This window comes from Enterococcus asini ATCC 700915 (assembly GCF_000407365.1).
Lineage (GTDB): Bacteria > Bacillota > Bacilli > Lactobacillales > Enterococcaceae > Enterococcus_C > Enterococcus_C asini.
In genome coordinates this window covers 1,304,437-1,318,820 of sequence record NZ_ASVU01000001.1, presented here as the reverse complement: position 1 = coordinate 1,318,820, position 14,384 = coordinate 1,304,437, and the positions used below count along the sequence as shown (strand labels likewise).

General features: G+C 48.0%; 9 protein-coding genes and 3 rRNA genes. 2 read left to right on the top strand and 10 right to left on the bottom strand.

Features of this window, described 5'->3' with window-relative positions:
- Position 1: 1 nt before the first annotated feature.
- The 10 genes from I579_RS06450 to proC all read right to left on the bottom strand — a co-directional run bounded on the left by I579_RS06450 (position 2) and on the right by proC (position 12,470).
- Positions 2-229 carry a DUF1858 domain-containing protein gene (locus I579_RS06450; RefSeq protein ID WP_010754418.1) on the bottom strand — a complete coding sequence of 76 codons (228 nt, stop codon included), beginning with the start codon at positions 227-229 and terminating at the stop codon, positions 2-4.
- Between the two features lie 216 nt (positions 230-445).
- Positions 446-561, bottom strand: a 5S ribosomal RNA gene (gene rrf, locus I579_RS06445).
- A gap of 77 nt (positions 562-638) precedes the next feature.
- Positions 639-3,552 (bottom strand): 23S ribosomal RNA (locus I579_RS06440).
- 228 nt (positions 3,553-3,780) lie between these two features.
- A 16S ribosomal RNA gene (locus I579_RS06435) occupies positions 3,781-5,339 on the bottom strand.
- The 16S, 23S and 5S rRNA genes sit together here, the layout of an rRNA operon.
- Positions 5,340-6,197: 858 nt before the next feature.
- On the bottom strand, positions 6,198-7,589 hold the full coding sequence (sufB, locus tag I579_RS06430; RefSeq protein ID WP_010754419.1) for a Fe-S cluster assembly protein SufB: 1,392 nt from the start codon (positions 7,587-7,589) through the stop codon (positions 6,198-6,200).
- Positions 7,590-7,594: 5 nt separating this feature from the next.
- The gene (gene sufU, locus I579_RS06425) at positions 7,595-8,071 is read right to left on the bottom strand and encodes a Fe-S cluster assembly sulfur transfer protein SufU (protein WP_010754420.1); all 477 of its coding nucleotides are present in this window, start codon (positions 8,069-8,071) and stop codon (positions 7,595-7,597) included.
- A complete protein-coding gene (locus I579_RS06420) occupies positions 8,058-9,293 on the bottom strand; it encodes a cysteine desulfurase (protein WP_010754421.1) in 1,236 nt (411 codons plus the stop codon). The genes sufU and I579_RS06420 overlap by 14 nt, the downstream gene beginning before the upstream one ends.
- Positions 9,290-10,576 (bottom strand): Fe-S cluster assembly protein SufD, encoded by a 1,287-nt coding sequence (gene sufD / locus I579_RS06415; RefSeq protein ID WP_010754422.1) that lies wholly within the window; start codon positions 10,574-10,576, stop codon positions 9,290-9,292. The genes I579_RS06420 and sufD overlap by 4 nt, the downstream gene beginning before the upstream one ends.
- A gap of 14 nt (positions 10,577-10,590) precedes the next feature.
- A complete protein-coding gene (gene sufC, locus I579_RS06410) occupies positions 10,591-11,361 on the bottom strand; it encodes a Fe-S cluster assembly ATPase SufC (RefSeq protein ID WP_010754423.1) in 771 nt (256 codons plus the stop codon).
- Positions 11,362-11,666: 305 nt separating this feature from the next.
- On the bottom strand, positions 11,667-12,470 hold the full coding sequence (gene proC, locus I579_RS06405; RefSeq protein WP_143139902.1) for a pyrroline-5-carboxylate reductase: 804 nt from the start codon (positions 12,468-12,470) through the stop codon (positions 11,667-11,669).
- Positions 12,471-12,680: 210 nt separating this feature from the next.
- Between proC and I579_RS06400 the strand changes: the two genes are divergently transcribed.
- Positions 12,681-13,661, top strand: coding sequence for a ring-cleaving dioxygenase (locus tag I579_RS06400; RefSeq protein WP_010754425.1), 981 nt, complete (start codon positions 12,681-12,683; stop codon positions 13,659-13,661).
- Between the two features lie 8 nt (positions 13,662-13,669).
- On the top strand, positions 13,670-14,290 hold the full coding sequence (locus I579_RS06395; RefSeq protein WP_010754426.1) for a flavin reductase family protein: 621 nt from the start codon (positions 13,670-13,672) through the stop codon (positions 14,288-14,290).
- Positions 14,291-14,384: the final 94 nt, after the last annotated feature.

Genomic DNA, 14,384 nt, shown 5'->3' with positions numbered 1-14,384 from the left:
CTTACTCGCCAATCTCAAACCCCGCTGCTTGAAATGCGGCCACCACTTGTTCCAAAGGGATTTTTTTCAATTTCGCCCCTTTTTCGATGGTCATATAGCGTCCCGCCGTCTGCAACATGCCAGGAGCTTTGATTTCCTTAAAGCCCAGCTCCACCATGATCGCCACCACTTCCGGATATGCTTGCACCACTTCGTATAAAGGACGGCCTACGTCAATTGTTTTCGTCATTTTCCTCATCCTTTGCTGCGTTCACCATTTTCTGAGAATGATTCTCAACGACTTTCATTATACCGATTAATTCAGAAATGCCAATAGGAAATATATAATAATTGTATATTTTTATTCTTAACCACTCAAAAGCTCTGCACTAGCCTAGCATGAAGCAAATATTATAGCCATTTCAGCGCACAAAAAAACCGCTATGTTTACACATAACGGTTAGTTGCGTGGCGACGTCCTACTCTCACAAAGGGAAACCCTTCACTACAATCGGCGCTAAGAAGCTTAACTTCTGTGTTCGGCAAGGTTACAGGTGTATCCTTCTCGCTATCGCCACCACACTATTTAGTTGAGTAAGTCTTTGCTCACTCAAAACTGGATTTGAAATACGTTTGAAACAACCAAGTCCACGATTCTTTTGGTTAAGTCCTCGATCGATTAGTATCAGTCCGCTCCAACCATCACTGGCCTTCCACTTCTGACCTATCTACCTGATCATCTCTCAGGGATCTTACTTCTTTAAAAGAATGGGAAATCTCATCTTGAGGTGGGCTTCACACTTAGATGCTTTCAGCGTTTATCCCTTCCCTACATAGCTACCCAGCGATGCCTCTGGCGAGACAACTGGTACACCAGCGGTAAGTCCATCCCGGTCCTCTCGTACTAAGGACAGCTCCTCTCAAATTTCCAACGCCCGCGACGGATAGGGACCGAACTGTCTCACGACGTTCTGAACCCAGCTCGCGTGCCGCTTTAATGGGCGAACAGCCCAACCCTTGGGACCGACTACAGCCCCAGGATGCGACGAGCCGACATCGAGGTGCCAAACCTCCCCGTCGATGTGGACTCTTGGGGGAGATAAGCCTGTTATCCCCAGGGTAGCTTTTATCCGTTGAGCGATGGCCCTTCCATGCGGAACCACCGGATCACTAAGCCCGACTTTCGTCCCTGCTCGACTTGTAAGTCTCGCAGTCAAGCTCCCTTCTGCCTTTACACTCTGCGAATGATTTCCAACCATTCTGAGGGAACCTTTGGGCGCCTCCGTTACCTTTTAGGAGGCGACCGCCCCAGTCAAACTGCCCATCTGACACTGTCTCCCAGCCCGATCAGGGCTGCGGGTTAGAGTGGCCATAACGCAAGGGTAGTATCCCACCAGCGCCTCCGTCGAAACTAGCGTCCCGACTTCTACGGCTCCTACCTATCCTGTACATGCGGTACAGACACTCAATATCAAACTACAGTAAAGCTCCATGGGGTCTTTCCGTCCTGTCGCGGGTAACCTGCATCTTCACAGGTACTAAAATTTCACCGAGTCTCTCGTTGAGACAGTGCCCAAATCGTTACGCCTTTCGTGCGGGTCGGAACTTACCCGACAAGGAATTTCGCTACCTTAGGACCGTTATAGTTACGGCCGCCGTTTACTGGGGCTTCAATTCGTACCTTCGCTTGCGCTAAGCACTCCTCTTAACCTTCCAGCACCGGGCAGGCGTCAGCCCCTATACGTCATCTTTCGATTTTGCAGAGACCTGTGTTTTTGATAAACAGTCGCTTGGGCCTATTCACTGCGGCTGCTCTTACGAGCAGCACCCCTTCTCCCGAAGTTACGGGGTCATTTTGCCGAGTTCCTTAACGAGAGTTCTCTCGCACACCTTAGGATTCTCTCCTCGACTACCTGTGTCGGTTTGCGGTACGGGCCGTTCGTTTCTCACTAGAAGCTTTTCTTGGCAGTGTGACATCAGAAGCTTCGGTACTATTAGTTCCCTCCTCATCACAGCTTGTCCGTATAGTGATAAGCATTTGACTCATCACAAGACTTACTGCTTGAACAGACATATCCATCAGTCTGCACTTCTTAGCCTCCTGCGTCCCTCCATTGCTCAAACAAAGCGAACGGGTACAGGAATATCAACCTGTTGTCCATCGCCTACGCCTATCGGCCTCGGCTTAGGTCCCGACTAACCCTGGGCGGACGAGCCTTCCCCAGGAAACCTTAGTCATTCGGTGGACAGGATTCTCACCTGTCTTTCGCTACTCATACCGGCATTCTCACTTCTAAGCGCTCCAGCAGTCCTCACGATCTACCTTCAACGCCCTTAGAACGCTCTCCTACCATTGTACCAAAGGTACAATCCACAGCTTCGGTAATATGTTTAGCCCCGGTACATTTTCGGCGCAGGGTCACTCGACTAGTGAGCTATTACGCACTCTTTAAATGATGGCTGCTTCTGAGCCAACATCCTAGTTGTCTGTGCAACCCCACATCCTTTTCCACTTAACATATATTTGGGGACCTTAGCTGGTGGTCTGGGCTGTTTCCCTTTCGACTATGGATCTTATCACTCACAGTCTGACTGCCGAATATGAATGAATGGCATTCGGAGTTTATCTGAATTCGGTAACCCGAGATGGGCCCCTAGTCCAAACAGTGCTCTACCTCCATCATTCTCAACTTCGACGCTAGCCCTAAAGCTATTTCGGAGAGAACCAGCTATCTCCAAGTTCGATTGGAATTTCTCCGCTACCCACACCTCATCCCCGCACTTTTCAACGTACGTGGGTTCGGTCCTCCAGTGCGTTTTACCGCACCTTCAACCTGGACATGGGTAGATCACATGGTTTCGGGTCTACGACTACATACTCATTCGCCCTATTCAGACTCGCTTTCGCTACGGCTCCGTCTCTTCAACTTAACCTCGCATGCAATCGTAACTCGCCGGTTCATTCTACAAAAGGCACGCTATCACCCATTAACGGGCTCTAACTTGTTGTAGGCACACGGTTTCAGGATCTATTTCACTCCCCTCCCGGGGTGCTTTTCACCTTTCCCTCACGGTACTGGTTCACTATCGGTCACTAGGGAGTATTTAGCCTTGGGAGATGGTCCTCCCGGATTCCGACGGAATTCCTCGTGTTCCGCCGTACTCAGGATCCTCCTAGGTGTCTTCCAAATTTCGCCTACGGGGTTTTTACCCTCTTTGACATACCTTTCCAGGTATTTCGGCTATCTGAAAAAACTACCAGATTGGAGTCCTACAACCCCAAGAGGCAAGCCTCTTGGTTTGGGCTTTTCCCGTTTCGCTCGCCGCTACTCAGGGAATCGAATTTTCTTTCTCTTCCTGCAGGTACTTAGATGTTTCAGTTCTCTGCGTCTACCTCGAGTAGGCTATGAATTCACCTATTCGTAACATCCTATCAAAGATGTTGGGTTTCCCCATTCGGAAATCTCTGGATCATAGCTTACTTACAGCTCCCCAAAGCATATCGGCGTTAGTCCCGTCCTTCATCGGCTCCTAGTGCCAAGGCATCCACCGTGCGCCCTTATTCACTTAACCTTAACGACCTTACGGTCGGGTTTTGAGCACTTCTTCTAGCGATAGAAGGTTACTCAAGAATAAGCAATTGAACGAATTTCTTCATCCAAGTGCGGTGTGTGTTCTCGGTTTGTTTTTCTTGTATTTCAATATCCAGTTTTCAATGAACAAGTCTTTTTGAGATACCCGTAGGCCTCTCAAAACTGAACAAAAGCAAAACACTGTGTAGTCTTCCGTAATATTCCTTAGAAAGGAGGTGATCCAGCCGCACCTTCCGATACGGCTACCTTGTTACGACTTCACCCCAATCATCTATCCCACCTTAGGCGGCTGGCTCCAAAAGGTTACCTCACCGACTTCGGGTGTTACAAACTCTCGTGGTGTGACGGGCGGTGTGTACAAGGCCCGGGAACGTATTCACCGCGGCGTGCTGATCCGCGATTACTAGCGATTCCGGCTTCATGCAGGCGAGTTGCAGCCTGCAATCCGAACTGAGAGAAGCTTTAAGAGATTAGCTTAGCCTCGCGACTTCGCAACTCGTTGTACTTCCCATTGTAGCACGTGTGTAGCCCAGGTCATAAGGGGCATGATGATTTGACGTCATCCCCACCTTCCTCCGGTTTGTCACCGGCAGTCTCGCTAGAGTGCCCAACTGAATGATGGCAACTAACAATAAGGGTTGCGCTCGTTGCGGGACTTAACCCAACATCTCACGACACGAGCTGACGACAACCATGCACCACCTGTCACTTTGTCCCCGAAGGGAAAGCTCTATCTCTAGAGTGGTCAAAGGATGTCAAGACCTGGTAAGGTTCTTCGCGTTGCTTCGAATTAAACCACATGCTCCACCGCTTGTGCGGGCCCCCGTCAATTCCTTTGAGTTTCAGCCTTGCGGCCGTACTCCCCAGGCGGAGTGCTTAATGCGTTAGCTGCAGCACTGAAGGGCGGAAACCCTCCAACACTTAGCACTCATCGTTTACGGCGTGGACTACCAGGGTATCTAATCCTGTTTGCTCCCCACGCTTTCGAGCCTCAGCGTCAGTTACAGACCAGAGAGCCGCCTTCGCCACTGGTGTTCCTCCATATATCTACGCATTTCACCGCTACACATGGAATTCCACTCTCCTCTTCTGCACTCAAGTCTCCCAGTTTCCAATGACCCTCCCCGGTTGAGCCGGGGGCTTTCACATCAGACTTAAGAGACCGCCTGCGCTCGCTTTACGCCCAATAAATCCGGACAACGCTTGCCACCTACGTATTACCGCGGCTGCTGGCACGTAGTTAGCCGTGGCTTTCTGGTTAGATACCGTCAAGGGGTGAACATTCTACTCTCACCCTTGTTCTTCTCTAACAACAGAGTTTTACGATCCGAAAACCTTCTTCACTCACGCGGCGTTGCTCGGTCAGACTTTCGTCCATTGCCGAAGATTCCCTACTGCTGCCTCCCGTAGGAGTCTGGGCCGTGTCTCAGTCCCAGTGTGGCCGATCACCCTCTCAGGTCGGCTATGCATCGTGGCCTTGGTGAGCCGTTACCTCACCAACTAGCTAATGCACCGCGGGTCCATCCTCAAGTGACGCAAAAGCGCCTTTCAAATCAAAATCATGTGACTTTGATTGTTATGCGGTATTAGCACCTGTTTCCAAGTGTTATCCCCCGCTTGAGGGCAGGTTACCCACGTGTTACTCACCCGTCCGCCACTCTTTTGTTTTCGGTGGAGCAAGCTCCGGTGAAAACAAAAGCGTTCGACTTGCATGTATTAGGCACGCCGCCAGCGTTCGTCCTGAGCCAGGATCAAACTCTCATAAAAAGTGTTTGAACGAGATAAACTCGTTTAAGCTCATTTGTTAAAAATTGACTTTGCTAGCAATTGCTTGCAAATGTTGTTTGCTTTGATTAAATCAAAGCGCCCTACACATTGGTTGTTTTGCTTTTTGTTCAGTTTTCAAAGGTCTACTGTGTTGCTATCAGCAACTCATTAATCATATCAGGTTGCTTTTCAAAAGTCAAACACTTTTTAAAACTTTTTTTCGAAGTTCCAGTAGTGCTTTCACTCGAATGACGTTTCCGTCGAACAGCGACTTCGTTAGTTTAACAGGCTTAGACGACTCTGTCAACAGCAAATTTAAAATGTTTTTCAAGCTGTTTTCCAAAGTTGTTTTCTCACTTGCAACGTTGTCTAATTTATCATTTCTTAAGAAGTTCGTCAAGGGATTTCGTCAAATTCTTTTTGGAACAACAAAAGCAAAAATCACCTTTATTTCGCTATTATTCGCCTTTTGAACAACAAATGAATACTCAATCATCCATCCATCTGATTTCCCCTACAAAAAGCGAACTCTCCCATCGTCTCCCCTCCTAATCGATTGACTAATTTTTTTCATCAATTGCCCTCTTTTTATGCTGAAAGATCCAACTCAGACTCAATTTTAGATAAAAAAGCTCGCCATTGGTCAGATGGCGAGGGAGGAGAAAATGAAAAAGTGTTAGGGTTGTTTATTGGTATGAATCCACTATACCTAGATAATTTAAAGAAATTATGATCACAAAAAGACGACTCCGTAAAGATTACTTGAGAAATAACGAAACTTTCTTCTTGTTATGATTTCTCAAACAAAAAAAGGCTAGGAAAGGCTTCATACAGTCTTTCCTAGCCTTCTTATAGGTCTTACCCCACGGACCCTTCCATTTCCATGCTGATCAAGCGGTTCATTTCTACCGCGTATTCCATCGGCAATTCTTTGGTAAATGGTTCTACAAAGCCCATGACGATCATTTCCGTGGCTTCTTGTTCAGAAAGACCACGGCTCATCAAGTAGAAGAGCTGCTCTTCGGAAATCTTGGAGACTTTGGCTTCGTGTTCCAAAGTGACGTCGTGGTTTAAAATCTTATTGTAGGGAATCGTATCGGATTTCGATAGGTCATCCATAATAATCGTGTCACATTCAATATGGGATTTGGAACCGGCGGAGTTTTCCGCAAAGCGTACTTCACCCCGGTAATCCACTTCCCCACCGTCTTTGGAGATGGACTTGGAGATAATAGTCGATGAAGTATTCTCCGCATTGTGGATCATGCGGGCGCCGTTATCCAAGACGATGCCTTTTCCGGCAACGGCGATGGAAAGCATCGTGCCCCGGGCGCCTTTGCCGTTCATGTAAACACTTGGGTATTTCATCGTAGCTTTAGAGCCTAAGTTGCCATCGACCCATTCCATGGTGGCATTTTCGTAGGCCACACCCCGTTTGGTTTCCAAGGAATAAACATTATTCGACCAGTTTTGGATGGTGGTATAACGCATATAGCCGTCTTTTTTCACGAATACTTCGACGACTGCCGCATGGAGGGAGTCACTGGAGTAAGTCGGTGCGGTACAGCCTTCTACATAGTTAATGCTGGCGCCTTCGTCCACGATAATCAGTGTCCGTTCGAATTGCCCGGTGTTCTCGGAGTTAATCCGGAAGTAGGACTGGATAGGAATCTCGGTGCGGACGCCTTTTGGTACGTAAATGAAGGTTCCCCCGGACCAAGCTGCAGAGTTTAAGGCCGCTAGCTTGTTGTCTCTTGGTGGTACCAATGTCCCAAAGTATTCTTTAAAGAGTTCTGGATACTCTTGTAGTGCAGTATCCGTATCCGTGAAGATGATGCCTAGTTCTTCAAACTCTTCTTTCATATTGTGGTACACCACTTCGGATTCGTATTGAGCGGAAGCACCGGCAAGATAAGCTCGTTCTGCTTCAGGAATCCCTAAGCGTTCAAAGGTATTTTTGATTTCTTCTGGTACTTCATCCCAGCTACGAGCTTTTTTGTCGCTGGAGCGGATAAAGTAATTGATTTTATCGAAGTCCAATTCAGACAAATCTGGGCCATAAGGGGGCATAGCCATTTCATTGAAGGCTTCTAGAGATTTCAGACGAAAGTCCAGCATCCATTCCGGTTCGTTTTTCGCTGCGGAAATCTTGCGGATGACCTCTTCTGACAAGCCATCCCCGGTAGTATAGACAGGTTTGACATCGTCATGAAAGCCGTATTTGTATTCTTCTGTTTCAGGTACCGTCATTTCCATCACTCCTCGTCGTGTTTTTGGATATTGCCGCTTTCACCCACGTACTCGTTGTCATTGACCGCTTTGCTTAATGCTTTCCAGGCCAGGGTGGCACACTTGATCCGGGCTGGGAATTTAGCGACGCCGGCTAAAACTTCGGCTTCCCCTAAGTGCTCGGCTTCCGGGACGTCTTTGCCTTGCACCAAGTCGGAAAACAACAAGGTCAAGTCTTCAATCTCGGACACAGGTTTGCCTAAGACCACATCGGTCATCATGGAAGCACTGGCGGTGGAAATCGAACAGCCACTACCGTCAAAGGCGATGTTTTCGATAATGCCGTCTTTGACTTCCAATTCAAGGTGAATCACATCCCCACAAGTAGGGTTGTTCATTTCCACTGTTAAATCGGACTTACCCAGTGTCCCGTGATGATGCGGATGACTGGAGTGGTCCAAAATTACTTGGCGATACAAATTGTCTAATTTAGATAGTGCCATGTTGGAAAAACTCCTTTGTCGCGAGGATGGCCGCCACTAAGCGATCCGCATCCTCCTTCGTATTGTAAAAATAAAAGCTAGCCCGGGCCGTCGCCGGTACTTGTAAATGTTGTAGTAACGGTTGGGCACAGTGATGACCAGCCCGTACTGCGACGCCTTCCATATCCAAGGCCGTCGCCACATCATGAGGATGAATTCCGTCCAAGTTAAAGGCCACGACCCCGGTGTGTTCCGCTGGATTTTGCGGGCCGTAAACCGTTAAGCCTTCGATTGCCGTAAGTTTAGGCAAGACATAGTTCACCAAGTCCTGTTCATATTGGTGAATGTTGTCCATCCCTAGTGCGGATAAGTAGTCAATGGCCGCACCTAAACCGATTGCTCCAGCGATATTCGGCGTACCGGCTTCAAACTTCCAAGGCAACTCTTTCCACGTGCTGTCGTAAAGGTTGACGAAATCAATCATCTCCCCACCAAATTCCACCGGCTCCATTTGCTCTAGCCACTGGCGCTTGCCATATAACACGCCGATGCCGGTAGGACCACACATCTTGTGCCCACTAAAGGCATAAAAGTCACAGTCTAAAGCTTGCACGTCCACGGGCATGTGAGGTACCGCTTGGGCCCCATCCACCACCATCACCGCATTTGCAGCATGGGCCAAGGCAGTCAATTCGGCAATGGGATTAACCCCACCTAAGACGTTAGAGACTTGCGCGATGGAGACGATTTTGGTCTTGGCACCGATTTTTGCTTTGGCATCGTTCATGTCCAAGTGACCCTCTGGGGTAATGTCCAAATAGACCAACTTGGCATTTTTCCGCTGGGCCAATTGTTGCCAAGGGATGATATTGGCGTGGTGTTCCATATAAGAAATCACGATTTCGTCCCCCGCTTCGATAAAGGCCTCACCGAAGCTTTGGGCCACCCAGTTCAAACTCGTGGTCGTCCCTCGAGTAAAGAGGATTTCCGCGGTTTCCTTGGCATTCACAAAGTTCCGGACTTTTTCCCGGGCTGCTTCATAGGCTGCGGTCGCCCGTTCTGCTAAGGTGTGAACGCCCCGATGGACATTGGCATTGTCATGATGATAGTAGTCATTCAAAGCAGTCAGGACTGCTTGAGGCTTTTGGGTAGTCGCCGCATTGTCCAAATAGACTAGGGGTTCATCGTTTACGATTTGGTCGAGAATCGGAAAATCTTGGCGAATTGTTTTGCCATCAATCATGCGTCCAGCTTCCCTTCAATGACCCCGATAAATTCATTTTGGGCTTCTTTCATCGGAATGGCCGTAATCACAGAACCTAAAAATCCTCGGATTACCAAACGTTCTGCTTCTTCTTTATGCAAGCCCCGGCTCATAAGGTAATACATCTCATCCGGGTCTACCCGGCCCACAGAAGCTGCGTGACCGGCTGTAACTTCATTTTCATCGATTAATAAAATTGGGTTAGCATCGCCGCGGGCCCCATCAGACAGCATCAATACTCGGCTTTCTTGTTGGGCATCGGCGCCTTTTGCCCCTTTGATAATATGACCGATACCGTTAAAGACCAAAGCAGCATGGTCGCGAATCACCCCGTGTTGGAGAATGTGACCAATGGTGTGTTGGCCAATATTCGTCACTCGGGTATCGATAGCTTGCATTTGGGTACCGGAAGAAATCGCTACGACTTTACACTCAGAGTGCGCCCCAGCGCCCACCAAGTCCGTATCGAAGTCCGCCACGATATCCCCGTCGTTCATTACGCCAATGGCCCAGTCGATTGTCGCATCTTGCAAAATATACCCACGGCGATTCAAATAAGTAGTCAAGTTCTTGCCTAAGCGATCCACGGCGGAATACTTGATGCGCGCGCCGGCTTTGGCAATGACTTCCACCACGATATTTCCTGGCCGTTCTACACTTTGCCCGTCTGCGCTTAAAAAGCGTTCCAAATAGTTAAACTGACTGTTTTCTTCGGCCACGATTAACACGTGATGGAAGAAATGGCTATCGCCCATTTGTTGGAAGACAGCTTCCACTGGTTCATCGATAACGAGATTTTTCGGAATGTAGAGAAAAGCCCCGCTGTTTAAAAAGGCCAAATGCGCCGCGGTTAACTTATCTTCATCAAAGGTCACGGCTTGTTTCATAAAGTAGGCTTCTACTAAATCGCTGTGCTCTTTAGCCGCGGTAAAGAGATCCGTAAAGATTACCCCGGCATCGATTAAGTGCTGGGGCAGTTGTTCTGCCACCGTGATGCCCCCGGCTTGGACCAATAATGGATGATCTTCCATGGCATCAAAAGCCATCACCCCAATGGAGTCCGGCAATTCGCTGTGCTCCATGGAATCAGCAGTCACATCAAAAAGTGGCCAATCCCGGTAACGCACTTGGTCAATATGAGGCAAGTGTAGTTCATCCACTTGGGCCAAAGCCGCTTTCCGGCGTTCCAATAACCAAGCTGGTTCTTCCTGAGTGGCAGAAAATAATTCCACGGCCTCTAGATAATCTTTCAATTGTGTCATTATCTTTGGCCCCCTTAGACTTCTTCTTTGTATTCGATACCGAGCTCTTCACTAATACCGGCATAGCCTTCTGCTTCCAGGCGTTTTGCCAAGTCCGCATCCCCGGTTAAGACCACCCGGCCATCCATCATGATATGCACCACATCAGGGGTGATATAGTTCAACAGGCGTTGATAGTGAGTGATGATCAAAGAACCGAAGTTGTCCCCTCGCATTTCATTGACCCCTTTTGCCACGACTTTCAAAGCATCGATATCCAAACCGGAGTCGATTTCATCCAAAATCGCAAAGCTTGGTTCTAGCATCATCAACTGCAAGATTTCGTTGCGTTTTTTCTCCCCACCGGAAAAGCCTTCGTTCAAGTAACGTTCTGCCATTTCTTCCGGCATGTTCAAAAGCGCCATTTTTTGATCGAGTTTTTTCAGGAATTGCATGACATTTAGTTTGTCTTCTTCCGGACGTTTCGCATTGATGGCCGCCCGCATGAATTCTGCATTGGTAACTCCCGGAATTTCGGAAGGATATTGCATCGCCAAAAACAATCCTTTGCGCGCCCGTTCGTCGACTTCCATCTCTAAGACATTTTCCCCATCCAAGAGGATTTCCCCTTGGGTTACTTCATAGTTTGGATTGCCCATGATGGCTGCAGACAAGGTGGATTTCCCGGTACCGTTTGGCCCCATGATGGCATGGATTTCTCCGGTTTTCAGGGTTAAATTAACCCCTTTCAGGATTTCTTTATCTTCAATGGACACGTGTAGGTTCTTGATTTCTAATGTAGACATGCTTTTCCCTCCAAATCTTTTCAATTCTCATTCATTTTACGCTAATTGAGAATGATAAGCAACGACCTTGCCTATTTTTTTACCGAGCTTATTCTTTTATTCACAATCTTTTTTTGAAATGCTTTTTTCCGAGTCTATTCGGGATTTTCCAAGGAATTCTCCCAGGAAATCTCTCCGCCTCTTTGCGCTTCTTTAATCTGGTATAGCTAACAAACGATAGCTAGTTTAGAATAATTAAAAAGCTAGACCGTATTCTTCCAAAGAATCACGATCTAGCAAATACACACAGATAGATTTCGTTACTTTTATTGTTGGCTCATTTCCCGGTTTTTTTGAGCCGCTACTTTCACCGCGTTGATCACCGCGCTACGCAAGCCTCGGTCTTCTAATTCCTTCACCGCCGCAATCGTGGTGCCCCCAGGGGAAGTCACCTGATCCTTCAAAGCACCGGGATGCGCTTTTGTTTTCAGTACCATTTGTGCCGAGCCTAAGACGGTTTGCGCGGCAAATTCATAGGCCATCTCGCGACTCATGCCTTCTGATACGGCCCCATCGGCTAAAGCTTCGATAAACAAGTACACATAAGCCGGCGCAGAGCCCGCGACTCCCACCACGGCATCGATGAGTTTTTCTTCCACCAATTCCGCTTTCCCGAAGCTATTGAAAATCCCCAAGACTTCTTGGACTTCTTCTAAGGTGACAGGCTCATTGTGGGCCACAGCAGACATCCCTTCCCCGACCAATGCCGGGGTATTCGGCATCACCCGAAACAGCTTGTGTTCTTGAGACAAGAGGTCCGCCATTTGCCCCAAGGAAATCCCCGCAGCTACAGAAATCAAACTCTGCTCTTTGGTCAAGACCGGGGCTAAAGCTTGCAAGACTCCTGGTAAAATCGCCGGCTTCACTGCAAAAAGAATCACCTGGCTCGCTTTGGCCAAGTCTTCTGGTGTCTGAATTGCGGTTACCCCATATTCTGCGGCCAATTCTTCTGCCACGGCCCCATGACGGTTATAAATCAAAAGATCATCTACCGGATAGCCAGCTTTCACCAATCCTTTTAACATCGCTTGTCCCATATTGCCCATTCCATAAAAACCAATTTTTCTCACAGTACTCATCCCTTCTTCACTCCTATTTGTACTCTAGTTTGCCTCAAAAAAGGCGTGACGTCTAGCCAGAGTCCTTCTTTGAAACGCCACATTTCATCCGCTGTTCGGTTTCACCGGTTTTTTTACTTGAATCCTCACGAGACAAGTTCATTGCGTATTCTGTCTTCGGTTGTTATACTTACATTAAGTAAGTAAAGGAGCTGACATTTTATGCTAGATACAACAATTAAAGGTCTCCATCATGTGACTGCTATGACCTCTAGTGCGAAAAAGACCTACCGCTTTTTCACAGATATTTTAGGCCTACGCCTGATAAAAAAAACCGTCAACCAAGACGATATTGAAACCTATCATCTCTACTTTACCGATGATCTAGGTAGTCCCGGAACGGATATGACATTCTTTGATTTTCCCGGCGTCGGGAAAGGCAGCAAAGGAACCAATACGATTTCTCGCACCGGATTCCGGGTACCCAGTGATGCCTCTTTAGAGTATTGGCGCAAACGCTTTGAGGAATACGATGTAGCCCATGGGGAAATCCGTAGTCGCTTCGGCAAGCGCTATTTAGAATTTCATGACTTTGACAACCAACTGATGCAATTGGTCTCAGACGAAACCAATCACGGCATGGCTGGCGGTACACCATGGAAAAAGAGCAATGTGGCCCCAAAACACGCCATTCTCGGATTAGGTCCTGTGGTGGTTACCGTAAGTGAGTTGGAGCCATTTACCGAAACCTTAACACAAGTCCTCGGCTTTAAAGAAACCCTCCCGGCAGAAGACAGTTTGCATCACTTTGAAGTCGGTGAAGGGGGCAACGGGGCTACACTCTTAGTAGATCATCAACCAGACTTGCCACCAGCGTTAGAAGGCTACGGCAACGTTCATCACTTAGCACTGCGAGTGGCCGACCAAGCTGCCCTCCGTCACTGGATCGACCGCTTGAATGAAGGCAACTTCCGGAATTCTGGTTTCGTAGATCGTTTTTATTTCCAATCGGAATATTTCCTAGCCGGTCCCCATATTCTTTTTGAACTAGCAACAGACGGACCGGGCTTCTTGCAAGATGAGACTTATGAAAAGGCCGGGGAAATCCTCTCCTTGCCTCCCGACTTTGAAGAAAAGCGCCAAGAAATCGAAGAATACGTCCGACCATTCGACACCTCGGATGCCAATACGCAACGAAAGTAGGTCCGTCTATGATTGAATTTTCCGCCCAAGAACTCAGCGGTCTGCAAAATTACAAGTTTCTTACGGGGAGTGTTATTCCCCGGCCGATTGCTTGGATCACCACGAAGGATCCGACTACCCAAGTGGTCAACGCGGCACCATTTAGCTACTTCAATGTAGTAAGCAGCCAGCCACCCCTTGTGAGCCTCTCCATTAATCGCGCACAAGGCCTCGCAAAAGACACTGCCCGTAACTTATTGGCGCAAAAAGAAGGCGTAATTCATATTGTCAATGAGGATGTACTAGCGATTATGAATCAAACCGCCGCCAGTCTTCCACCTGAAATTAGCGAGCTGGAACAACAACCGGTTACCTTGATTCCCAGTCAACAAGTGGAGGTGCCCAGCATTCAAGAAGCGGCGATTCGCCTGGAAGTTCGAGTCCACCAGTACGTTCCTGTCACGGATCAAAACCAGCGTATCGTCAGTGACTTATTTATTTTAGAAGTCCTACACTACGCTTTTGACCCAGCCATCTTTTCAGCAGAGCGTCAATACATTCTCCCAGAAAAACTGGACCCAATCGCTCGCTTGGCTGGCAATACCTACGCAAACTTAGGGGACACATTTGATATTCGCCGGCCTTATTAGAACTAAAAAAGGTGTTTCTACTCTAACTGAGCAGAAACACCTTTTTTTATTGATTGGTTATCCTAGAGAAATTATGTAATCACACAAAAAAAGA